18 protein-coding genes and 1 pseudogene are annotated in these 24736 nt (G+C 43.8%); 10 read left to right on the forward strand and 9 right to left on the reverse strand.

Translation table 11 applies throughout. From position 1 onward, the window contains the following. Positions 1-78: 78 nt before the first annotated feature. The 3 genes from LDO37_RS14015 to LDO37_RS14025 form a co-directional block, all read right to left on the reverse strand. Complete coding sequence (locus LDO37_RS14015) at positions 79-1455, reverse strand: type I restriction enzyme subunit R domain-containing protein (RefSeq protein WP_224055243.1); 1377 nt, start codon at positions 1453-1455, stop codon at positions 79-81. A 67-nt stretch (positions 1456-1522) separates the two neighbouring features. Continuing rightward, on the reverse strand, positions 1523-3934 hold the full coding sequence (locus LDO37_RS14020) for a type I restriction-modification system subunit M (RefSeq protein WP_126608829.1): 2412 nt from the start codon (positions 3932-3934) through the stop codon (positions 1523-1525). Between the two features lie 173 nt (positions 3935-4107). Then, complete coding sequence (locus LDO37_RS14025; protein ID WP_126608830.1) at positions 4108-5793, reverse strand: SWIM zinc finger family protein; 1686 nt, start codon at positions 5791-5793, stop codon at positions 4108-4110. A gap of 109 nt (positions 5794-5902) precedes the next feature. On the opposite strand from LDO37_RS14025, the pseudogene LDO37_RS30280 reads away from it, so the two are divergent. After that, a pseudogene (locus LDO37_RS30280) lies at positions 5903-6080 on the forward strand (AAA family ATPase); the annotation flags it as partial. 89 nt (positions 6081-6169) lie between these two features. Here LDO37_RS30280 and LDO37_RS14035 read toward each other — a convergent pair. Continuing rightward, positions 6170-10099: an Ig-like domain-containing protein gene (locus LDO37_RS14035; protein WP_185829875.1), complete on the reverse strand. Its 3930-nt coding sequence runs from the start codon at positions 10097-10099 to the stop codon at positions 6170-6172. A gap of 325 nt (positions 10100-10424) precedes the next feature. Between LDO37_RS14035 and LDO37_RS14040 the strand changes: the two genes are divergently transcribed. From LDO37_RS14040 to LDO37_RS14075, 8 genes are all read left to right on the forward strand, one after another. Then, positions 10425-11126 (forward strand): lipoate--protein ligase family protein, encoded by a 702-nt coding sequence (locus tag LDO37_RS14040; RefSeq protein WP_126606883.1) that lies wholly within the window; start codon positions 10425-10427, stop codon positions 11124-11126. Between the two features lie 192 nt (positions 11127-11318). Next, positions 11319-11720, forward strand: coding sequence for a DUF2170 family protein (locus LDO37_RS14045; RefSeq protein ID WP_104401924.1), 402 nt, complete (start codon positions 11319-11321; stop codon positions 11718-11720). Continuing rightward, entirely contained in the window at positions 11720-12406 is a 687-nt protein-coding gene (locus LDO37_RS14050) for a PspA/IM30 family protein (RefSeq protein WP_126606884.1), read from the forward strand. Before LDO37_RS14045 ends, LDO37_RS14050 begins: the two co-directional genes overlap by 1 nt. A 15-nt stretch (positions 12407-12421) precedes the next feature. Beyond that, positions 12422-13447, forward strand: a complete 1026-nt coding sequence (locus LDO37_RS14055) for a potassium channel protein (RefSeq protein WP_126606885.1) — start codon at positions 12422-12424, stop codon at positions 13445-13447. 2 nt (positions 13448-13449) lie between these two features. Next, complete coding sequence (locus LDO37_RS14060) at positions 13450-14085, forward strand: YjfK family protein (protein WP_126606886.1); 636 nt, start codon at positions 13450-13452, stop codon at positions 14083-14085. Between the two features lie 23 nt (positions 14086-14108). Further along, positions 14109-14522: a DUF350 domain-containing protein gene (locus tag LDO37_RS14065; protein ID WP_104401921.1), complete on the forward strand. Its 414-nt coding sequence runs from the start codon at positions 14109-14111 to the stop codon at positions 14520-14522. Positions 14523-14532: 10 nt separating this feature from the next. Next, a complete protein-coding gene (locus LDO37_RS14070) occupies positions 14533-15156 on the forward strand; it encodes a DUF1190 domain-containing protein (RefSeq protein WP_126606887.1) in 624 nt (207 codons plus the stop codon). A gap of 107 nt (positions 15157-15263) precedes the next feature. Further along, positions 15264-16427: a glutathionylspermidine synthase family protein gene (locus LDO37_RS14075; protein ID WP_126606888.1), complete on the forward strand. Its 1164-nt coding sequence runs from the start codon at positions 15264-15266 to the stop codon at positions 16425-16427. A gap of 40 nt (positions 16428-16467) precedes the next feature. On the opposite strand, the gene LDO37_RS14080 is transcribed toward LDO37_RS14075, so the two are convergent. From LDO37_RS14080 to LDO37_RS30365, 5 genes are read right to left on the reverse strand one after another with little or no spacing between them, the layout of a single operon-like run. Further along, on the reverse strand, positions 16468-17508 hold the full coding sequence (locus LDO37_RS14080) for an SEL1-like repeat protein (RefSeq protein WP_224055244.1): 1041 nt from the start codon (positions 17506-17508) through the stop codon (positions 16468-16470). Continuing rightward, positions 17480-18607: an SEL1-like repeat protein gene (locus LDO37_RS14085; RefSeq protein ID WP_126607310.1), complete on the reverse strand. Its 1128-nt coding sequence runs from the start codon at positions 18605-18607 to the stop codon at positions 17480-17482. Before LDO37_RS14085 ends, LDO37_RS14080 begins: the two co-directional genes overlap by 29 nt. Next, on the reverse strand, positions 18604-22368 hold the full coding sequence (locus LDO37_RS14090) for a hypothetical protein (protein ID WP_224055245.1): 3765 nt from the start codon (positions 22366-22368) through the stop codon (positions 18604-18606). Before LDO37_RS14090 ends, LDO37_RS14085 begins: the two co-directional genes overlap by 4 nt. Then, on the reverse strand, positions 22369-22920 hold the full coding sequence (locus tag LDO37_RS14095; RefSeq protein ID WP_126608710.1) for a DUF4123 domain-containing protein: 552 nt from the start codon (positions 22918-22920) through the stop codon (positions 22369-22371). A gap of 14 nt (positions 22921-22934) precedes the next feature. Beyond that, the gene (locus tag LDO37_RS30365; RefSeq protein WP_126608709.1) at positions 22935-23432 is read right to left on the reverse strand and encodes a PAAR domain-containing protein; all 498 of its coding nucleotides are present in this window, start codon (positions 23430-23432) and stop codon (positions 22935-22937) included. A 349-nt stretch (positions 23433-23781) separates the two neighbouring features. On the opposite strand from LDO37_RS30365, the gene LDO37_RS14105 reads away from it, so the two are divergent. After that, on the forward strand, positions 23782-24666 hold the full coding sequence (locus LDO37_RS14105; RefSeq protein WP_126608708.1) for a hypothetical protein: 885 nt from the start codon (positions 23782-23784) through the stop codon (positions 24664-24666). Positions 24667-24736 lie beyond the last annotated feature (70 nt).

Raw genomic sequence — 24736 nt, forward strand, 5'->3', positions numbered from 1 at the left:
TTTCTTTAAGTTTCTCGGCTTCGAAAGAGGTCGACTCTACTCGCGTCAATCTATCTTCCAATAGTTCATAAATCGCCATTACTTCACCCCGCTCAACATATCAAAAATCACCCTCGCAAATTGCTTGGTTTTGTCTGGGTCAGACAGCAGTTGCATCATTTGTTCCTGATGCGCCTCGTTGCTGTTCATAATTGCATCATCAATCGCACGTGGGAAGTCGCCCGACATGGCTTGTTCACGGGTATTGTTAGCAATTTGGTTCATCACCGTTTCGTTCTCGGTCAGCTTGTCACGCACGGTGAAGGCATAGTTGATCATGTCTTTGTCGGTGAGATTATCGGTGACGAACACTTCGTTCAGTCGCTCGATGATGTGAGACAGGAATTCTTCTTTCTTATCCTTTGGCTTGGCGGTGCCAACATCGTTACTTGGCTGGAGTTTGTATTCAGGTGTGTTTTCCTTAAGCTGAATGTCCTGCTGGCGGATTTTTGATAAGCGATAGTGGCTCATGACCACGTTGCCCAGATCAAGCTCATCCTCTTCAATAACCTTCTCGCGCAGCATTGGGCGTAAGTGACGCGCAAACAGGCTCAGTTTCTCCAGCTCTATATCGTCGTAATCAATAATCTGCGACATAAACTCATAGAAGCGTACAAAGCTGCCTAAGTCCTTCTTGAAGATCTCAAGACGGTCTTTCTCTTGCTTACACTCTTTAAAAGCGTTTTCCGCGTTGGCGATTAATACTGCATCGCCTGTTTTCTTGGTGCGTTCAAACACGTTCTTGGCGTGAAGGTACTCTTCTACCGCAGAGGTATAACGCTTACGCCAACGATCAATGGCTGGTTTGCAGATATTGCTGATGGCTGCGTTTGATTTGTTCTTGGTGAAGAAGGCATCAACAAACTGTTCTACCTCCGACCAAAGGAAAATACCGCTGGAACGTAACTTCTCTGAGAGATCAAAAACCTTATCAGGGTCAGACACGTCCTCCAGCTCTGCCACTTGGTAATAAGGCTGGAAAGCATCAAGAATGTCCTGCGGGTCGTTGTAGAAGTCGAGCACAAAAGTGCCACATTCCGCTTTGCCCAAATAAGTACGATTGAGGCGTGAAAGCGTCTGTACGCACTCAACGCCCGCGAGCTTCTTATCCACATACATGGCGCAGAGTTTTGGTTGATCAAAGCCCGTTTGGAACTTGTTGGCCACCAGCATCACCTGATAGTCATCGCTATCAAATGCTTTGCGCATCTCTCGACCTTTAAGATCTGGGTTCATGTTGTGCTCGGTGAACTTTTGATCCATAAACGCGGCGCTGTCAGGGTCGGCATCGTTAAACTCCACTTCGCCAGAGAACGCGACCATCGCTCGAATACCAGCATAGCCGCTGTTATTTTTAGAAGAAGCAGAAACGTACTTATCAAATGCTAACTTGCAAGGCGTGCCTGCGCATAGCAAAGGAGCATAGCTTGCCTATGTGACTGAGCGAGCACAGCCACAACGCAGTTATTGGTGAAAAAGACCATCAGGAGTGCACCTCTTGCAGTAGCTTCATAATGTCGCCACTTACCGCATCCAAATCGGCATCAATTGCTTCCAGCGCACGCGGTGGTTGGTAAACATAGAAATGGCGGTTGAATGGAATTTCATACCCCACCACGCCAATCTCATTGTCTTTGTCATCACGCTTATCCGCGTTGATCCACGCATCAGCAACGTGTGGCTGCACTTCACGCTTGAAGTAGCTTTCAATTAGGTTTGATGTTGTCACTGACGGGTCAAGTGGCACGTTCTCGTTATCACGCAGGTCGCCATCTTGTTGGAACTCAACAACCTTACCTTTGTAGCCAAAAGCACCGTAAAGCGGTTGTGCGTCTTCTTTTAGCACTTTTTTGATCACAGGCTCGGCGTCTTGGTTCTTCCACGTTACCGCATCTATAAACTGTTTCTTCTGCTTGGCATCGAACTTGATGCTGGTGCTCTTGAGCGCACCTTTCAGTGTCAGTTCAAACTGATTGAAATCGTCGGATTGCTGGTGCTTTCCGCCAAGGTTAACGCCAACCGCAACTTGCAGGGCTTTCGCTGCATCCATCAAGGCTTTTTGGCTTAGCCACAGTTTGCTGTTCAGCACGTCTTTGATTTGCTTTTCTTTCAGCTCTGGGAAATCCGCTTTAATCAGCGCACGCACTTCGGCTTCTACTTCAATCAGTGTGCCATAACTGTTGTCATCCCATTCAGTGCCAAACTGCTCAAAGACAGCCTGCATCACTGCGTTAAATGGTTTAGGTGCAAAGCGCAGTGATTCCACAGCAACATCTGTGATTTGCGCAGACAGACGCAGCGGGCGCTCGATGGTTAAGCGACGGTAGCCAAACTCGTGGGTGTCGAAAATTTTACTAGCGAAGGTTTTTGGTGTTTCCGCTTTCGGGTTCACGGCTTGACGACCACGGCTCGACTTTTGCTCGGTAGGTTTGTCTAGGGCACGAGCGTCAACCACTTCAAAGTCACCAAAGGTGCGAGTGATGGTTTTGATATCGTCATCACTCATCACGTTGCGCTTTGAACCGAGAGATTTACGCATTTTCCCGCATAGGTTGGAACCATCGATAAGCTGCACTTTGCCTTTGCGTTCTGGGTCTTTCTTGTTGGTCAGAACCCAAACATAGGTCGCAATGCCTGTGTTGTAGAACATGTCGGTTGGCAGCGCGACAATGGCTTCAAGCAGGTCAGCTTCTAAAATGTAGCGACGGATTTCGCTTTCACCGCTACCTGCGCCACCTGTGAACAGCGGCGAGCCGTTCAAGATGATGCCAATACGCCCACCATCGGTGACTGGGTTATCAACGCTCTTCTCTTTTAGCGGAGAGATGGGGCGCATTTTGTTGATAAGGTGCATCAAGAACAGTAGCGAGCCGTCAGAAACTCGCGGTAAGCCCGCACCAAAACGTCCATCAAAACCGTCTTCAAACTCTTCCTTTATCTCTTTTTCGATCTTTTTCCAGTCGACGCCAAACGGCGGGTTAGACAGCATGTAGTCAAACTTGTCGGCTGGCAGTTGATCGTTAGATAAGGTGTTACCCAGTTTGATTCGGCTAACATCTTGCCCTTTGATCAGCATATCGGCCTTACAGATAGCGTAAGACTCTGGGTTTAGCTCCTGACCAAACGCACGCATCACCGCTTTAGGGTTGAGTTCGTGCACGTATTCCATGCCTGAAGAGAGGAAACCGCCAGTACCCGCGGTTGGGTCGTAGATGGTGCGAATTATGCCCTCTTTGGTGAGGGCTTCATCGTCTTCCATAAACACCAATGAGGTGGTCAGGCGCACGATGTCACGCGGGGTAAAGTGTTCACCTGCGGTTTCATTCGAACTTTCCGCAAAGCGGCGGATCAACTCTTCAAACACCAAGCCCATATCGTGGTTAGAAATGCTTTTGGGGCTAAGGTCGGTGGTGGCAAACTTCTTCACCACTTTGTAAAGCAGGTTGGCATCTTCCAGCAGACCAACAAACTCATCGAACTTGAAATGCTCGAAGATTTCACGCGCATCTTTGGAAAATGACTGTACATAATGGCGAAGATTGGCTTTTATATCGCTCTGCCCCATTTTGCCAAGGTTCATTGGCGAAGTATTGAAGAAAGAAAGGTTTTTGGAGCGATCTTTTTCATCATACGTTGCGCGTAACAACATCTTTTCACGTTGGTTTTCGTCAATAGGATCTTTGCCAGCGGAAACCATTGTTTTACTCAACGCATCAACCTTTGGTATTTCCGTAATTACCGATTCTTTACTTGGTTCAAGCACACACTCAAGACGACGAAGCAGGGTAAACGGTAGGATCACACGACCGTATTGAGATTGTTTGAAGTCACCGCGAAGCAAGTCAGCCACCGACCAGATAAAGGCAGCGGTTTGGGAGAAGTTGTTGTTGGTCATTAAAAAATGCCCTAAATAAAATACATATTAAATTGAGGGCATTATATCTAAGACAGTTGTGGCTGTCTGGTATCTGTCACGCCATTTCTGTGCTTTTTCACACTAACGAAAAATACCCGTTGTCTAGGGGCTGTGACCTTTCGCAGTTAAATTCCATTTGAAAGGTCAGCAGGCTACAAATACGCACCATAATGTTGCTGGAATAGCTTGAGCATATTGCGCTTGCGTTTATAGGTATTGGCTAACGACGATACCTCAGCATAAAAAGACGACAATGTTTCTGGGTGCGGTTTAAGCAAGGATTCAACGTGATTGAGTAACCGAATGGCGGCGGCGTACCCGTCGTTATTGGTCTGTTCAATCTGAACTACCACAGCACGCAAGTAGTAACTCAATGTTTGGGTTGGCATGTCTTCGACTATGCTGTCGGCCAATTTTAATAACACGTCCGATGAAACTCGGCGCGTTGCCACCCAATCGCACGCTTTGTGCCATTCCTCTTGCTCCATATAAAATTCTAATAAATCGTCGAGCCCTTTAAACACCACTCTTCCTCCTTGAGAGGCTGGGTAAGCGGCTTTTAAGGTTTGCTCTGCACGGGCGAGAAAGCCGGAATCTTCTATGGCGTAATTTTTTTTGAACAGAGCCAGTTGTTGGTAACGTGAGAACGCTGCACTTTGCTCGAACAGGCGGTTCCCTAACGCCCACGCGGAGGCGATTTCCCCTTGTTCGATATAGAGCTTGAATTGCATTTGATGACACGCTTCTTGCTCATAATTCGTGGCTATTTTCTTTGCTTTGGCTAACCAAAACTCCCCTTCTAAGGGTTCTTTATGGTCAATAAAGATATCCACTATTTCGAGGTAATCGCGGCATGTTCGTGCTATTTTTTGTTTTATTTCTACTACTTCTCGCCAGTCTGACGATTGTTCGATTAAGGGTTTGGCATAACGCCTAAGATTCCATGCCTCGTCATCTGTCTTTGATGCTTTCTCTATGGCTTCGCGGCATAACGCCAAAAAGTGAGTATTGTGCTGCCAAACTTCTTTGAAATGCTCTTCTATACTAGGGAACACATCAAATTCGTAACTCGTAAGGCGTTCAAACATCCATTGCGCTTTGACTTGTTCGCTCCAATTCAGTTCCGAGAATATACGGGGCATGTGTGAATTGATGAGCGCTTCGATTCCAAAGCGGTCGCCATTCGAATCGTCGATGTGTCCGAGCACGCTATTTAGCCGTTCCACGAGGTAAGAAATCAACTTCCATTGTTGCTCTGCCGTTAAGGCTTGCATAGATTCAACAATAATGGCCAGTTGATCTTCAGCTGCCATGAAATAGTCACTGCTCGCCCGCCAATCCCATATTTGCTCGCGTGGCAAGGCTTGAGTGATCCGTTTTTTCAATTCGCTATAACTGGCTGGGTTCTGGCGGAGGGTGATTGTCGTTAGCAATGTTTGCCACTTCCCTTCGTCTTCTTCAAGGTAATCGAGCAATTGTTCTAATACCGCATCTTCTCCCAAGCTCTTGAGATACGCTTTTATTATGGTGCGTTCATTCTCGGCACTCTGTACATCTTCATAAGCTTGCAGGCTAATGGCGAGAGCAACCGCGTGTTTGCATAACCTTTGATATTGCGCCGCTGGGCAATCGCATTCTGCCCAAATCGAATCACTCACATCGAGGCTTACGTGATAATCGTACGTGCCTTTCACCATCGCACTTGCCTTATCGCCTGTCACCTTGATCTTGCGTACTGCTCCTTTTTTCGACAACGCTATGCCCTTTTGTAATGTGCTGGCTTCACACAGTGGAATCAGGTCGGACAGTTCAATTGAGTTGGCACTTTTTTTGTTCATGGGGTTTCGATACTCCAGCGGGAAACGAGTTGTTCTACATTAAGCGAGTTATAAAAAAGGAGCAAGGTAGTAGGGTGTTGAAAAGTTTTAAGCGTTTTGTGAGGTATAAAGCGGGATGCATATTCGAGCGAAATCACTGCAATCCTATATCGAAAAAGTGTAGCCCTCACAAAACCATTAAGCTTACTGGTACTCAAGGTTCTCCTGCAGCTGAAAGAGTACACATCGTTCTGCCTCTGTACTATATGGAATATTTACCTGAATATATGAGGGGTACTGAAGAATGAACTTACTGGTGATATTTTTTGACGAGTTATTAGGGTTACAAAAAATAGAGCCAACAAATGCTGGCTCTATAGCTATTAGATTAAAAAAATTAAGAGCTACAAGTCAGCATAAACGTACCTATGCTGCTGTTATCGACTTCAACAGTGATTGGTGCAGTAAAGCCCGTTAAGTTACATGTCACGTTTAACGCATAAGACCCATCACCATTATCCGTAGTTGCTGCTGAGGCGAATACAGAGCTGGCTGTCGCAATCGCAACCGTGTGCCCACCGTGCCCTACATCGCTGCCATCAGACTGCTTCAGCACAACTGATATTTGACCTGAACCACCATTAGGTATGGTGACATTAGAGGTCATTTCCACATTCCCTACATCGACTTGAGTAAAGGCAACGCTCACGGTATTCGTTAAGTTGTTACCCCCTACGTTTGCGGTAATGACGTAATCAGTCGCCGTTGAGCTGTTAATAGTCGCGGTGTAAGTACCGTCTCCATTATCCACTACACTTTCAGTGATTCCAGAAGGTGAGGACGAGAGTGCTAACGTACCACCACTTTGACCATAATTTGAACCATCAGCCTTTTTCAACGTCACTGTTAACTGTAAAGCGTTGTTCACTTTGGTTGCAGAACTGTTTGCTGTAATCGTCGACTGAGCCAAATCGGGTCCTGCAGACGTAAAGGTCACAGACTGTGCAGCTGCTAAATCAATGCTATCCAGTTTTGGCGTGATTGTTACTGTACCTGCCGTTGTCGATGTAAATGCTTCAGTATAAATCCCGCCACCTTGATGCGTTGCGCCAGAACCATTCGCGGTGCCTGTAGTCGTAAAGCTCACCGTTCCACTCGCTGGGACAAAAGCTTGTCCTGCGTAATCCTTTAGTGTAACGGTTGCAGTAACGGTACTTGTGCCATCTGCATCTACACTGTTAGTACTTAGTGCAAGGGTTGTTTGGCTCACATCTAACGCTGCTGTAAAGGTAACGGTTTGAGCAGAGCTAAGATCCGTGCTGTCCAATCTAGGTGTTATCGTGACCGAGCCAGCGCTCGTTGAAGTTAAAGTCACAACATACACACCATCTCCTTGAGCTGTTACTGCGGAAGACGTTACGCTTCCATCTGTTACCAAGCTCACCGTTCCGCTTGCTGGTTCAAAAGCTTGTCCTGCGTAATCCTTTAGTGTAACGGTTGCAGTAACGGTGCTTGTGCCATCTGCATCTACAGTGTTAGTACTTAGTGCAAGGGTTGTTTGGCTAACATCTAACGCTGCTGTAAAGGTAACGGTTTGAGCAGAACTTAGGTCAGTGCTGTCCAATCGAGGTGTTATCGTGACCGAACCCGATGTTGTCGATGTAAATGCTTCAGTATAAACCCCGCCACCTTGATGCGTTGCGCCAGAACCATTCGCTGTGCCTGTAGTAGCAAAACTCACGGTTCCGCTTGCTGGTTCAAATGCCTGCCCTTCAAAATCTTTTAGAGTTACCGTGGCAGTCACTTCATCCGATCCATTCGCACTCACGCTGGTAGAGCTTAATGTATAAACCGTTTGGCTCACATCGAGAGCTTGTACGAAATCAATCGAGGCAGTATCAGAAATTGCATTACCATCAATACTTCCAGATATCACCACATTGCTGGCAACCGATGAAGATACATCCGCTGTATACGTACCGTCACCATTGGATTGAGTATTTTCAATCGTCACTCCATTTGAAGGAGAAGCACTAAGAGTTAGAGTTCCGGTATTACTCCCTAGTGAATTCCCATATTGGTCTTTTTCTTGAACAGTAATCGTAACTTTTTCCGTGCCATTCGCGTTTGCCGATGTCGCAGAGCCCGACAACTCAGTCTGTGCATAATCTACGGGCTCGTCCGTTGTACAGAAGGAATCGGTGCTTCTAAGCTTCATATCCACTGTCGCCGTTTGCGAGCTACTACCGACAAACGGAGTAGATAAGCGACCGTAGTACCATCGGTTATTTTCTCTTAAATAAGCTCTCGCATAGTAGTTTACCCCTTCAACAATCTTATCTAGCGTCGCATTACCATTGTCATTGGTGCTTCCTTGCATATACTGCGAATAGCTTTCATCATATGCCCAATAGCGGCTTAGAGGCGCGGGTTTCTGCTTGATAACCGTTTGATTGCTGTCCAAACAGACGAGTCGTGTATGCAAGGTTTGATTCACTGTCGGGCAAAGTGATAGGTCATTAATTTGAAGTGAGGTCAGTGAATCAGACGCTGTAAACTCTAATCTGCCTCGAGTATTATTGCCGTAGTAATACAACTTATATTGTGCGTTTTCAGTTAAATTCTGTAAATCTAACTCGCCATTCGTTACCTGTCCGCGCTGAATATATGAGTAGCCCTCATACAAATAATAACGCCCACTGTTTGCGCTTGCTGTCTTGGTTGTGTCCGTTGGGCAAACCAACTCCACACTTGGCTTAAGGTTTATTCTTGGAGGGTTCTTGATGTTTAAGTGCGCAGTGAATGACTTTGATGCATCGTTCGTTTTACCAAAACAGAAATCGTCGAGATTAACACCTTTTTCACCAGTTCCAACTGCGATACTTTGCCCATCCACTTCTATGGATGCCAAAAGACTGTTTCCGATGCTGTCCAATAAATCGAAGGTACCAGCAAAGGCAGGGACTCTCTGAATGTTCAATTTGTCTAAATCATTCCCCCACCCTGACGGCTTGTAGGCCCAACCGCCATCCTTACGAGCATAAGACAAGCGCAACCTCTGATTGTTGGGTTGTCCGTCTTTGTCTAAAACATCTACATCGAGCTTACATCTGTTTGTTCCATACCAATCAAGGTTGTAATAAGACAAGTGCGTTATCTTTTTCACCACACTAAATGTATTGGCGTTTTCAGCTGTAATCAGCGCTTCACCTTCATAAGACCATTTAGCTGTATTTTCGTTGTAGCTCCATAATGGGATGGATCCATCTTCCAACTTTATAGGTTGAGATGTGTTCGGGTGAACCGTACTTTTCGGTACTTCAAAGTTTAGGTTTATCCCATCGCCACCAAACTGAGAAACTTGATTTCCTAAGCTGTCTTTGATTTCGATGGCGACAAACCCTGCACTGATAAAGCTGAATTCAGAATCGTTATTTAAATCTGACGGTGTCGCCCCTTCAAGGCCACTAACCTGGAGCCCACCTGGGAACGCAAATAAAGGGTTGTTCGTGCTATTTGAAAGGTTTTTAGGATCAGCAGAAACCAAAACAGCAGATGCTTTTACCGCTCCAGTCGGTTCAAATGGATTCCCGTTACTATCAAAAAACTCCGTATTCGCGGGGATATCAATTGAAATCTGTGCATTATCAAGAATTTGCCCAGCCAGACTGGAGGTTGGTTTTATAGGCGTATTGATCACAACTTGCTGAGTAACTACATTCCCACTGAGCCACACGGTTTCTTCAGCAAACGCACCAGCGAAGTCAGAAGAAGTCGATTTAGGAAGGACTTCTACTCGGTTTTGAAGAGAAGTATCTGAAGACAAAAGATCGTACGTTGCCGCATTGGAGAAAAAACCATCACCCGAAACGACAAGACTCAAAGTGGCAGATGAATTGTCTTCTTTCTTTAAATTATCGGACTTTAGTGTTAGGGGTAAAAAGCCTGAAGATGGAATTTTCATATCACCAGAAACATAACTACCGCCATCCTTATAACCAGCCACAACTATCCCGTCAGAGTCGATGATAGAAATGTCTACATTGGTATCTTGCCCTTCCATTTGGAATTGTGCACTGACATCTAGCCCACCTACAGAATCTTGGTTTGCACCATTGTTCACAACAAGATGGATGGGCAGCCCACTCGTTATTGGCAAGCTCGTTTGAATAGGGGTAGAAACATTCGACTCACCACCGACTGTTGGACTTACATCATCATCGAAAATACACCCTGTTAGCAGTACCGTACTTCCCAAACACGCCATTGCCAATCGAGAGCGCTTAAACCTTCCAACTCTCTTCAATACATTTACTTTGCTATCCATAACCAACCTCATTTATTTTTGGACTATTCGCCATTTATTTATTAAAGGTTAGTTCAGCAATACCTAATAAAGCCGATAGGTTTGTATTTTTTTGATAATTATCAGCAATCTATGAAAAAAGAAATCTATAGAAATATCACTAACAAGTCATGAACAGCTGGCTCTCTTTTATATCAAATTTAAACATTGATCGTTAACATGAACTATGCAGCTCTAAATTCGGCTAGAAACCCGAACAGGGAAAGTCTGACCAATTTGAATGGTTTACCTATCCTGTGGCACCCGCTTAGAATGAGATTGGTCAACCCCGAAAGTGAATATATCTATGGTTTCCAAAAATAAACTGGTTCGTTTTAAGAGTATTGAAGTAGAAGATATTTTTGAAAAAGAGAGCGTGTTACTAAAACAAGTTCAATCTGGAGAGCTTTCTCAGGTATTGATGCTTTGGCAAGCCAAAACGGCCACATTGGTCTTGCCTTCTGGTAAGAAGTGGAAAGTAACTGAAGAGTTAACGTCGGGGTTGGATAACTTAGGGTGGCTTCTCATGTCACGAAAAACAGGTGGCGCTCCTGTTCCACAAGTTCCAGGAATTATTAACCTTTCTCACATCTATCATTGGGAAGAAGGCGTTCCCTACGACATTCAAAAGTCGTATCAAGATTTGTGCTTTGTCCTCACCCAGTTTTTTAAAGCTCTGGGCGTTAGAACCGATATACACGCCACGCCCCACTCCTATTGTGATGGCGACTACAACCTAAACATTAATGGAAAAAAAGTCGTCGGCACTGCGCAGCGAGTATTGCTCAAAAAAGACGGCGGAAGAGTTGTACTCTCTCAGGCATGTATTCTCGTTGATGCCATTATGGAAAGCATCGTCGCCCCCGTTAACCTTTGTAACACGCTGTGTGGGCACAGCAATCACATCGAAGCCAGTGTACACACATCACTGTTTGAGCATATAAAAGAGCGACCAAGCATAGACGCTCTCTACCAACAGTTAACGGAAGCTTTCTTAACTCACGCCTAAAGCGCTTAGGTTTCATGTTTAACAAAAGTCTAAATTTGTAGAATAGCTCGATTTATTTATGGCTATGAATTTTCATATTGAAACAATATGATACGGTTAGTATCTAATCTTGGATTTGTGTAACACACATACATCTTCGGTGTTGCATACAACGTTTAGATGGTAATTCCATAATAAATAAGGAATATCTACATGGCTTGGACACTCAACGACTTAGTGCCGGTACTTTCTAACCACGAAGGCTGGACAGTCGAAAACAACACTTCCTCTCAATCTCTTCTTATTCGAAATGAAGATGGTGTAGAGGCTTACCTCGCTGTTGCTGGCGAACAAATCATTGCTGAAGTTCTGCTTTTTGCAAAATCGTCAGTGCGTGATGTAAACGCCTTGAATGATGAAATCTTAAGAACCCACAAAATGTTCCCGCTTTCTACTATCGGCATTAACAACATTGCCGGTGACGACTACTATGTGGCGTTCGGTTCTCTTTCTTCTCAATCAAAGGAAGAGAGCGTGCTGATTGAGATAGCGACACTGTACCGTAATGTGGAAGCGTTCATCGACTTGTATGAAGAATTCTTAGGAGAAGCATAATGGGTGTATGGAAAAAGCTATTTACTGCGATTAAAGGTGGCGTAAACGAAGCTGCTGAAGAGGTTGCAGATAGCCAAGCACTTCGTATCTTGGATCAAGAGATCCGTGAAGCGAAAGAAGAACTCAGAAAATCAGACGAAGCGTTGGTTTCTCTGGTCGCGAAAAGAAAACTTGCTGACAACAAAGTCGTAGGTTTAGACGGCAGCATTGCAGAATACGAAGAACACGCCCGTAACGCCATGACAAAGGGTGAGCAAGAGTTAGCTCTTGAATGTGCAGGGCGAGTAGCAGAGCTGACCAATCAACGTACTACCGAGCAAAATTACGCAGAGCAGTTCAAAGCGTCTGAGCAAAAGTTACGCGAGAACATTGCCCAGGCGAAAGACAAATTGCGTCAGCTAGAGCAGCAAGTGGATGTGATAAAAGCCAATGAAGCAGTGCAAAAAGCACAAGCTTCAGTCTCATCGACCAACGTTGGTGCGAACAGTAAAATGACCACCGCCGTGGAATCTCTTGAGCGCATTAAAAATCGTCAAGCAGAGAAACAAGCTCAGTTAGAAGCAGCGGAAGAATTGCACGAAGCGCAATCGGGCAGCAGCTTAGATAAAAAACTGGCCAATGCAGGTATTACCGCGGGGGGTAAATCTTCCGCAGAAGACGAGCTTGCTCGTATCTTAGGCAAATAAAGGTACATTCCTCACATGACTGTGTGGTTTACATTAAAAAGGTGGGTATACGCCCACCTGTTTTCTCTAAGAACCAAAAGCTTACTCGGTTTAGCCGCTGGCTATGTGGTCATTTCATGGGCGTTACTCGCGTTTGCGGGCGAATCTGACCTTACATCGAGTGTCACCGACTTTTTGTACTACATTGTTGTGACCTCATCTACCGTTGGTTACGGTGATATGTCACCAACCACGCCAATAGGTCGTTGGATTGTGGCATTGTTTGTCATCCCGTTTGGATTGGGTTTATTTGCAATATCAGTGAGTCAAATTGGGGTTTTGGTCGTCACGATGTGGCGTGCAGGCGTATTAGGAAAACGGAGAGTAAACGTGGAAAATCATATTCTGTTGCTGGGTTGGAATGAGCAACGGACGTTGCACTTAATTCGTATGTTACAACATGAAGAAACGGGCAGAAGACGCATCGTACTTTGTGTAAAAGCCGACATAGAAAACCCGCTTCCATCTGAAATCGACTTCGTTAAAGTCAGTGCCTTCACAGACTGTAACGATATGGTGAAAACCAACTTGCCTGCCGCGAGTTGTGTCATCATCGATAACCCAGAAGACGACGTCACCTTATCAGCAGCCCTCTACTGCGCAAATGAAAACCCGAAAGCGCACTTACTGGCTTATTTCAAAGACGAAGCATTAAGTCGATTGCTTAAGCAGCACTGCCCGAATGCCGAGTGCATTCCATCGGTAGCCACCGAAATGCTGGCCAAAGCCGCTGTCGACCCTGGCTCGAGCGCCCTTCATCAAGAGCTGCTGAATTCAACACAAGGCATGACTCAATATTCAGTGGCATTTCCTGCCAATGCTTCTGAAACCCAAATCAGCGAGTTATTCGATTCCTTTAAAAAGGACTATCAAGCAACCCTGATTGGTATTGATAAAGGAACAGGTATTGAGCTGAACCCCAGCTTAGATTGTGTGGTATCCGCCGGTAACACGCTTTTCTATATTGCCGATGAGCGAATTGATAACTTCAGTTGGAAATAACCATGTTTGACTGGTTTAAGAAAAAAACAGAAAAAACCGAAGAAAAGCCCAATGCTCCCGAAGTTTTAGGGCTTAGACTTGGCGGTGCTTTCGAGTTGGACGACTTAAAGTTTCGCATGCTCGAACCTGAACTCACCATTGACGGCGCATCTCGTACCCAGCTGATTCAAGCCGTCGGGGAAGTGAAGCTCGATAGTCAAACAACACTGCTTCGATACTACACCGACGACGATGGATACATACAAGTATTGCTGAATGGCGAAGGCGACATTGGAGTATTAGAAGTGAAGCTCTTTTACTTCTATGAGACCAAGTCTATCGACCTAGAAACCACTTGGAACCGCTGGATAGAGACAGATTTGGTGCAGCCATCTCAGCAACTTGACGATCATGAGTTCACCAAGGTATGGGATAACGACCGCCCCGTCGCGATGACAGAAAAAACCTACCACAGCAACGGAAAGATATCGGAAACCGACCAATTCATTATGCTTTATGAACGCGACGCTACCCCCGATTTAGCTGAATCGCTTGTGATCTCATGCGAAGAAAGTTTCGAAAATGGTTCGGCTGAGCGCTGCGTTACCTATATTACAGGCGTCGACCTGTCACCCACTGACTTTACTGTCATTGGATAACACATTTACAAGGAATTTCATTCATGGAATTAGTGGCTCAATCCCTAGCGGGTTTAGTGGATTTCGTAACATACTTTGCGATTTGTATCGCCTTCTTGATCCTGTTTAAGCTGGTCTATATCCGCTTTACGCCTTATGACGAATGGAAACTGGTCAAAGAAAATAATATCGCTGCCGCAGTAGCACTTTCGGGCTCGTTTGTGGGTTACAGCATTTCGATCGCGGGAGCAGCATCTAACTCAGTTAACTTAGTCGATTTTGTTATCTGGGGAGTAGTCGCATTTATCGCTCAGTTACTTGCTTTTATGCTCGTTCGATTCATGTTCTTGCCTAAAATTTCCCAGCGTATTGAAGACAACGAAATCTCTGCCGGTATTGTGTTGGCAAGTGTTTCAATCGCAGTAGGTATGCTTAACGCTGCGTGTATGACTTACTAAGGAGCACCGGATGAAACGGAGTAGAAAAGTCATATTGCCATCCATGAAAAAGGATTGGCGACAAGCTGATGTCAGACCTCTCGTAGCGTTCATGGGGTTAGCCACCGTTACAGGTTGTTCGGACGATTCAACGGAAGCAGAAATCTTTAGAACCGTTGAAGAGTGTAGCGATGCCCACCCTGGGTATACCCAGCAATGCCAGACCGCGTACCAAGATGCGGCAGAGCTAGCGTTGTTATCTTCACCTAGATTTAACACTCAGGACGACTGTGAATTCGATTTTACACGCGGGTGTTTTCAGCCAGAATATCAAAATTGGTTCATCCCAGCTTTGAGTGGGTTTATGTTCGCTCGCCTTACCGACTCACACTACTATTCTCGCCCCATGTACATCTACCGCAGTGGCTGGTACAGCGACGATGGTATTTGGTACGGTTCAAGTAGCAGTAGTTACAAAAAACACAAAAAAATCAAAGTCAAAACAAACGACTTCAAAAAGCCGCCAACCGTATCTAAAACGATGTCGCGGGGCGGTTTTGGTTCTACCGTAGAAGCCAAATCCAGCTGGAGCAAATCCTCTGGTTCTAAATCTTCTTCTCGCTCAAGTGGCAAGAAGTCAGGATGGGGCGGATAACTTCATACCATCCAAGTAGGGGGGCAAATCGTCCCCTACTTCTTTTCGCTTTTATTCATCATTAAGGTCGATAGACCTTCCATCAAAAATCTGGCGCGATACCCCTGATGCTAAGAATCGATACCAAAGAGCGCGCAAATTGGCGTGCACTTGCAAAAAAATACGGCTTTGGCTTTCACAGTATGTACGACGACCCGTATTGGGATGAGCGAGCGTATTACCAATTTACGCTCGAGCAGATCGAACGAGACATCGAAGAGCCAACCGAAGAAATCCACCAAATGTGTTTGCAAGTCGTCGACAAAGTGGTGAACGACGAAGAACTGCTCGCGAAATTTCAGATCCCAAGCGAGATGTGGGACAACGTTCGAACGTCGTGGCGAGCCAATGAACCTTCCTTATATTCGAGGCTCGACTTTGCCTATTCAGGGAAGGGGCACGCAAAGCTTCTGGAAAACAACGCAGATACACCAACCAGCTTATACGAGACAGGGTTTTGGCAGTGGGTTTGGTTGGAAGAAAAAGTTAACGCAGGCGAATTGGACAGGCGCTCCGACCAATTTAATATTCTACAAGATTACCTGATAGACCGATTCCATCAGCTCGCCAAATCTCAGCCCGGTCAAACGCTGCATTTCTCGTGCTGTAAAGACACAGAAGAGGACAGAGGAACGGTTCAATACTTAGAGGATTGCGCCAAAGAAGCAGGGCTCTCGACAGCGTTTGTGTTTATAGAAGACATTGGCTTGAACCAACACCACGAGTTCACGGATCTGAAAAACAGCCCGATCCGTTGGATGTTCAAACTCTACCCATGGGAATTCATGTTCAATGAGGAGTATGCCCAACACCTTGCGGAAGCGAAAGTAAACTGGTTGGAACCTATGTGGAAATCTGTTTTGTCTAACAAAGCATTACTTCCCATGTTATGGAAAATGTTCCCAAACCACCCTAACCTGCTGCCCTCGTACTTCTCGGATGACCCTCAAGCAAATACTTTGAAAGACTACGTTGTAAAACCAATCTTCTCACGCGAAGGGGCGAATATCTCAATCTTCAAAGACGGAAAAGAAGTGGCGACAGCAGATGGACCGTATGGCGAAGAAGGGGCAATCATTCAGGCATACCATCCGCTCCCCGTATTCAATAACTGTCACACTCTTGTCGGCAGTTGGCTCGTCAACGACCGGGCAGCAGGCATGTCGATCCGAGAAGATGATTCACTCATCACCCAAGACTACGCTCGGTATGTTCCACATATCATTTTGTGATTAGAGAAGAAGAAAAAGCGCCTATTTTAGGCGCGTTCAATTAGAACAACTCGATAGAGGTTTCATCTAGGAATAGGTTAATTTTAATATCTTTGACAAACTCTTCTACTTGGCGGTCTAATTCATTTTGTTCTTCTTGAGAAATGATTCTTCGAGTAACTCGCTTTCCCTTATCATCAAATACTGTCGCCCCATTAACTTTTACACTTTCGATTAGAAAAATCTCGTCACTCATTTTCCTTCCTCCCAGCTCACCCCAAAGTTTATTATAAAAATAAGTTTTCTCTAAGTCTTTATTATCACTATCATCTAGAAAATATTTATTTAAGAATGCTTCTGCTGCATTCGGATAACCAAGGCTCAGTGCTTTATATAGCCACTTTTCGGCTGAAATTGGATCGGTATCTTCAGTATAATAGTATAATGAAACCATTGCTGGTGCGTACCCTTTATTAGCCGCCAACTTGAGATAGCTAATTTTTTCATCATCCGAATCCCAGTACCGACTGTAATTAAAGTACCGGTAACCACCATTTTTTGTCGCTTCTCGCGCTATTTCTTTATAAATTCCGCTACGGTAAAATGGAATGTATTCCCACCAATCTCTTCGACTTATATTAAGTGCGTATAGTGCTTTTCCATTACCATTTTTGGCTTGATCTTCCCAAGCTTTAATTGCTTTTTCTTCCCATGTATCATCACACGCCCAACTTAAATACGAACAAGGTGAATGCATGTAGAGCTTATTTTCAAACAACATAGCCATTGCCCATGGGCTTCCCATTTCCGCTGCTTTTAAAAACGTATCACCTGCTTCAAAATGTTCGCCATTCTTGTATTGCACCACACCTAACCAATAGGTGGCGTAGGCGCTGCCTTTTCGGGATTCCTCTAAGAGTATTTCTTGTGCTTGGGTGTACTCTTTTTGATTAAAAAGTCGAATTCCTTGTTCTATTGAATCGGTTGCCCAAGAACACAGTGAAATGAATAGTAACAATATAGAAAACAATGATCTCATAATAAAAATCAAGCGCCTAATTAGGGCGTTATTACTAAAGATATTTTCTTGGTTCAATCTCATCAATATAAATCACAGGGGTGGATGTGCTTTTCATTTCTTCAAATAAACTTTTGGCTTTATTAATCTCTTCTTCAGTGAATTTATCACCAGAATCAAGATATCTGTGTTCAAATTCCCAAGTTCTTACTTTACCGCCATACTCATTTTTATAGGTATTTGAAAGCATAGAAAAAGCCAAACTATAAATGAGTTTGTCTCTGTCATTTCTATAATTTTCGCCATAATAATCTAAGATAGCTAAGTCCTTATTCCCAACGAGTAACATATACTTTTCATAGATCTCTTTCTTATACTCATCAGAAAACTCTCGTTCACCATAGTGAAGCATTAAAATTGCACGAGGATAGTTATGATGTAAGATAAATCTAAGCAAATCATTCTCAATTTTTGTCCGTTCTATATCGCTTGCATCATAATAAGGAAAGGCCACTTCCATTAATGGTCTGAAATAATGATTTTTTGCACTTTCTATAACCACTTCAACGGCTTCGTTAAAGTCTTCCTTAGAGTTCCAACCTCGATATCGGCTCAATGCAAAACGCGCTTTGTAGTCTCCATTGGCTGCTCGTTCTTCTAGCAGTTTTTCAGCAAGATCGCCCCACTCTTTACTGCAATGCCTGCCCATAAAACGTTGGCACTCTTCATTGTCGCCGTCTAATTTTAGAGCTGCATAAGGGTTACCTAGTTTGGCTGCCTTTTTAAATAAGGTCGCCCCATAGGTTCCTGAAAAAGCACCGGTGGAATAATTGATCTCTGCCAACCAAAACATGGCGGTGGTGTCACCAGCCATAACCAATGGCTCTAGAAGTTCTTGAGCTTCATCCCACCGCCCTTGCTGTACTGCCAGTAATGGCTCGTATAATTTGTCCCCTGGTCGGTAGGCACTAGAAATATATGGGTCTTTATTTGTAACTCCAACATATTCTCGACTATTTAGAAGCCTTGAGTAGACATGTGAGTTCTCTAACTGATTTATTTTAAATTCAGTTGGCAAATCCTTATAATATTTCCTACCATACATGAAAGCTAAAAATAGAAAAACAAATACAATAGTTGTAATGATTGTATTCATTACTATTTTTTTTATATTGTACTTCACGTGATTTCCTCCCAAGATTTATCCTCTCTATATATACTTCGAAGTGTATTACTCTTTTCTTTAACACTCTGCTTGCTATTTTCAGTTGATTTCTTTACAGCTCTGTAATGAATATTTCCATTTGCGTCTACGTATCTAAACAATGAAAATCCTGAGCCTATAACTTCCATCGCGTTAGCCATACTTTTTTTAATAAATTTAGCATCTTCCTCAGCTACAATTATTACATTTTCACCTTCATCATTGAGAATATTTTTTTCAACCTCTATTGAAGATATAAATCTATCAATTCTCTGCCAACTGTCGGCCAACTTTTTCCATTGAAGTAAAGGCGCTTCATTTTCTTCCAAATTGGAGTCCATCCTTATAAGCGCTTCTTCTAATTGCCGACATACTTTGTGGTTATTCTCTTTGTTTAGTACCGAAGGTTTAATCCAGTCAAATAATTGAGCCAACGCTTTCGCCATATTGAGTTTTTCTAGAAATCTTTTCTTTTCCTCTTCAACTGATTCAAACCAACCCTTTTCTTTTGCGTTAATCAAGCAAGAAAACAGGTTACTTAGCGTCTCTGGTGGTAAGTTTTTCACCCAAGCCTGTGTACCTTTTTGAGACTTATCCAAAATATGGCGAGCGATGGTGGGCGCATAATCTTCTTGTAGAATATCGAATTTGTAAGAGTTATAGGATGTGGCAGGAAGTAAAAGCACTTCACCTAATGTGAGCCCGAGGCAAACCGCTAGAGTTAGTTGTTGATTCAGCTCCTCAAATGCCTCATTTTTACCGTGTTCGTCCTTTTCACCAAAGAATCGAATGTATCGAAAGCCTGACTCTTTCAAAATACTCAGCAAATGCGCTATAAATCGGTCGGCATTAATGGCATTGAGTGCGAACGAGAACTTTCCTGAAACACCGGGACCACAAACCACTTTTGCCGCAGCAATGATGGTAAGTACGCCGTTATCCAGCACCAAACGAAATTCACCTGAGAAACCGATTCCGTAATTGCCCGCTAACTGTGTGCCTACACTGCCGAGCTTTAGTGTACTCCCTTTGTGTGCGACTCCTGAAATAGTCACTGTTGGTGGCCGCCAATAAACGTCGGCATTTATTTTCCCCCCAGCTTCAACACCTGCAAAAAGATCAACCTTGGCAGTAGCCTGTGCAACACCTTTTGGGATTTTCATATTGGTATCATGCACTCTTGCTGAGGCATGGGCATTTACTTGCTCGTTGTAGCTCGCGACATTAAACGCTTGTCCTCGAACGCCAATACTTCCTTGCTCCGTCGTTGAAGGACCATAGGATAGCTGAGCAGACAGATTACAACTTGCGCCTATTGTCCCATACACAGTGGCAGAAACCTTCATAAACAACTCGCCGCCATCGAAAATCCTTTCTTCTACAGCATCTTGTTTAGGCAATTTAGCGATGTATGGAATACTTAATCGAATACCTTCAACATCTTTGGCGGGCTGTTTAGCATCATTATTTAAAGGAAACCAAGTAGCAAAATGTAACTGACCGCTCAATAAATTGAGACGCATACCTATTGAGGCTCCACCAGTGAGGTCTCGGTTTACATCAACTCCTGTCACTTGCGTTGCAGGCAAGTTCAACGTAGCTTCAGTGCTCGAAGTGAATCGGAAAAACTGTGCTTGCGCATTGGCGATGTAGGCTGATTTCTCTTCATGCATACCGCCTTGCCAATGATAAGAATCCTGCCAGAACGCTTTTGACTCAAACTTGTCAATTTCTAATTTTAAGTTCAGTTTAGGTCCTGATAACGATGACAAAGCTCCATTTTTTATTGCCTTTAAGGCGTCTCCAAGTGTGAGCTCCGGCGCGAGTATAGGGTCTACAAGCCCGACCTTTTCTGTTACATCTTTTACGTGCCCTTTTGCTCTCGCTATTTCACTTTGCGAAGAAGGAATAAACCAGCTTGGTCCTCTTACCCAATATACGTTGCCGTCTGAAAGTAGAGAACATTCCACGACTTGTAAATCTGCTGCCCCAGAATCAGTCCGAAATAAACCTATACTCTTTCTACTTGCGACAAATTTTGTTTCATCCCATAAAACCTGGAATGTTTTTGGTACGGTATCTCGGTTCATTCTATCCAAGTAATGATTACTTAGCTCACAGCCCTCCTTTCCTGCTCGCTCTTTCGCCATATTCTTCAAGTTTTCTAGGCGAGCTTTTGCAATTGCTTTCACCCAAACAAATTCACTGAATATATCTGGAATTGTGGAAGCAGTACTTCCCCCTTGATTAGCAAGAACCGATCTTAAATCACCAAGCCACTCAGCCAATGTTGCATCAATGGTTTCGATAACCGCTAATGTCGGATAATAAGACCAGTTAACTTGTTTCGATTTCTCTTCAATTAGGTTCGAGCGTACTTGCGAGTCGACACCTCTTAGGCTTTGTAAGCCCAACTCCTGAGTTAGCGCCTCGCGAACATGTTGTTCATTTTCGATCTCAATCGGGACGGCTTTGTCTGAAAACCAAGCGTTTTCTCTATAATGTTTGTAGTAAGAAGAGTTGTTGAGGAAATTGGGTCCAAACTGAGTGCCACTCCCTCCAAACAGTTCATCTTTGGTAAGAATTTGCTCTTTGATAAGATAGCCATAAATATTGAGCTTATTCAGTGACTTAATAAATGAATGATACGCTCTTACTTTTTGAGGCATTCCACGAGTGATAGGTGTTTCACTAAAAATAAAATCGGCGGTTTCTTTCGCGTCTTCATTCCAGAACTTTTTGTATTTTATCAATGCAGTAGCGTGAGAATTTAAAGACATATCTTGGTCTTTGTAAGGCCTTCCTCGAAACAGTTGTTTTACTCTGGCTGCGATGTCCTTTTGTCTTTCACTGGTAAAGTATTTTAGGTTTGTGTCGTAGACAAATGCAGTTCCATCATCACTTTTTTTGGTTTTGGCGCTTCTTTCAGCTAGGTATTCCAACCTATCTATTTCATCTTCTAAGTGATCAACCAATTTTGCTTGTACACGCCAACGAGCTTTTTCAATTAGGCTGATTTTTTTCTCGTCCTCAGCAATCCAGTCTAATATTTGACCCACTGGTGGCGAAATGTAAGGAAGTGCTTTAAGAAAATACTGCTTTACATTTTCCCACGTAATGCTTCTGTCTAAAAAGCTGTCGTAATCCAACCCTTCTTCTTCAGCAATATAAATAACATAACCCGCTTCACCATTTTTAGCGTACTCCGCCGCCCCTGAACGCAATGCAACCAGCTTTCGAAGTACATCTCTATATCTTTCTTTGTCGTTAGCGCTTTCCAAAAAAGCTTCATGAGGTGCGGTTTGAAATTTTGATAGAAGACCAAGCTCATTCATTTTTGAGAGTGTTGCTTTAGAGTCTTTAGATACCGATTTACTAAGCAGATCTTGTTCTTTTTTTATGGCATCTTGTGCTTTTTGGGTAATCGCATACCAATATGGGTTTCCGGTACTCGGGTGGGCAGGTACATAGAGGATATCAACAAAGTCTGCCGTTTTTTCAGAACATATTTCATTACCACATGCCCGTTCTTTTGGTTCATCTGGGAGGGGAGTACGTTTCTCCGCTTCACCAGCATTACCCGCTTCAACGGCTTCTTTTGTGAGTGAATAAAAATCTGAGTACTTGAGTTGGTTGCTGTTAAGTTCTTTTACAATATCGACACTTAAGCCAAACTTTCGAGAAATTAATGAAACTGGATCATTGTTTTCAATTACGCAAATGTCTTTTGTGATTTCCATTTATATCAATTCCAAAAAGTAGCTAGAATTTAAGTTCAATATTTCGTCATTTGAATTGGGCTCATCGACTTCTTTTCCCTGGTAAACCTTAAGTTCTTTATCTTCGTTTACCCAACCTATGTATTGACAAGGTCCTAAAAGCGTATCGATATCACTTTGGGCCATTTTTCCAATTGAAGAATTCCAGAATTTACTTGAATAGAACCTAAGCAACGTTTTCTTGCTGTCGATATTCACAACCATTAATGACTGGAGGTGTTTAAAAATACGATATGGTTCAACTTCAACATTTGCGGAAAACATGACGCTACTGGTGCGAAATGCAAAGTCGTTAAAAAGCTGCTCAGAAATTCCTTCTGCACCAAAGTATTGGAATATGACAGGGCTTTGTTCTCTGAATTCTTGAAGAGGACTTTCATCGTAGAGCTTAAAGGCTTCTGAAGTGGATTCATGGAGATAAATTTGTTCCTCAATATCAGGAACTCGAATAGCGTCGACAACTATCCAGTGATTAAGGGCATCATTTGCCATCAGTGCTTTGAGTTTATTCACTTACTTCCTCCAAGCTAACAGCCATTACCACAATATGGGCAATGTCCACCGGAAGAACGGTTGCAGAAAACAGCGGTCAGTTGGTCAGCCACTGCAAGCTCAACAAGTGTTTGTACGCTTACCCATTCTCCAGCACTAGGCAACTCTCGGTTATCGTCTTCAGGACTACGATTGGCTTTTGAGGCTCCAGAAGACCCACCGTTCCCCATTGGACCACTGGCTTTTTCCCCAATCAAAACCGTCGGGTTACCAGAAGCTACGGAGCCACCATGTGATGTGCCATCGCCCTGACGAGCTGCTGGTTTGCCATTGATAAATACGCCAGAAGAGCCTGCGGCTATGCTGTCGGGAGGACCAACGCAAACACACATATCTCCTTGTCTCGCTGCTGGCATACCACCAACAAATACGTTAGGTGATCCAGCGGCAACTGGTCCCCCTACATGTGGAACTTTCCCCGTTACAGCAGGGCAAGTATGAGCAGAGCCTATATGTGCAGCTGGTTTTCCCATTATTTTTCCTTCGCGCAGCCTACCGGAGAGCCATTAACTTTTTATTGTTAACAAACTCAATATGAAACTAACCACTTATTTAGCGCGCGAAAATAGCATAGAGGTTCAAATCTCTCAATTAGATACACCGTTCCATATGGCAGTAGATTGATTTCTGCCGCATTTTTACACAGAAGGCTATAACTCTTTAATTCGAAAGATCTTATTGATAGATATATGATGAAAGAGGGTCTGAGTTTAGGGAAAAATTAGAACCCAAATAGCTCATATATTCTAATTTATTAACATTCGAGTACTCTAACGCTGGTTATAATACCTACCTATCTCCTATGTCTTCGGTAACACTTAAATGGAAAACTCTGCTGGCTCGGATCAAAAAAGCCCACTCCCTTTAGCTTCATCTTCTGCGCAACTTTCGTCTTCCAAAAAGATATGGATAACGCTATTGGTTGTTGCTATCACGGTACTTGGGTTTGTGCGTGTTACCGACGAGAAAGCTCATGAGATGGTAAATGAAAGCATGCTGGTGGCAGGGGCCAGTTTTGCGACTGCCCGTACGTTAGATGCGGCAATTTCGCTTGTTAAAAGTGCAGAAGTGTCCGTTGGTGTGGCTTCCGTTACGTTGGGTCAAGTTCTGAACCCTGTGAGTGACTTAATCGACAAATTTGCTTGGGTGATGACACTCGCTGTCGGTTCTTTGGCTTTACAAAAAGTCTTGTTAATCATGATGTCTTCCCAGCTTGCCAATGTACTTTTGGCATTTTGTGCTTTGGGGTTATTGTTGTCCATTTGGTCCCCCATTATGCAGGGCTACAAGAAGCAATGGTTCTCGGTGTTTAAGTTTATGGTGTTGATCCGGTTTGCTGTGGTGATTTCCCTTGGTTTAAACATCATGGTAGATACGCTATTTTTGGATCAACAAATCGAGTCCCGAGCCACTTATATCGAAGAAGTCACCGCACTTGTTCAACAAGCTTCTGATCCTTCTGCATTAGAAAAGCCAGCGGAGGATTCCAGCTTCCTCGGTTCAGTCAGACAAGAGTGGGAAAGCTTAACTGGTAAGCTACGCTCTCAAACCGAACGGCTCGACTTAATACAAAACAGTGTGGAAGATTCAATTATTAGCTTAATGGAACTTATCGCTCTGTTCTTGTTAAAAACGGTTTTACTGCCGTTAGGGTTTTTAATCGTATTTAAAAACATCATTCTGAGCAAATCTATTAAGCTCCTCTAAAATTTAGAATAAATAACAATAAGTTACTGATAGCCGTTATCTCTAATGATAATTTAAGTCTTTTAATTAC

Origin of the sequence: Vibrio penaeicida (assembly GCF_019977755.1) — a bacterium.
Taxonomy (GTDB): Bacteria; Pseudomonadota; Gammaproteobacteria; order Enterobacterales; family Vibrionaceae; genus Vibrio; species Vibrio penaeicida.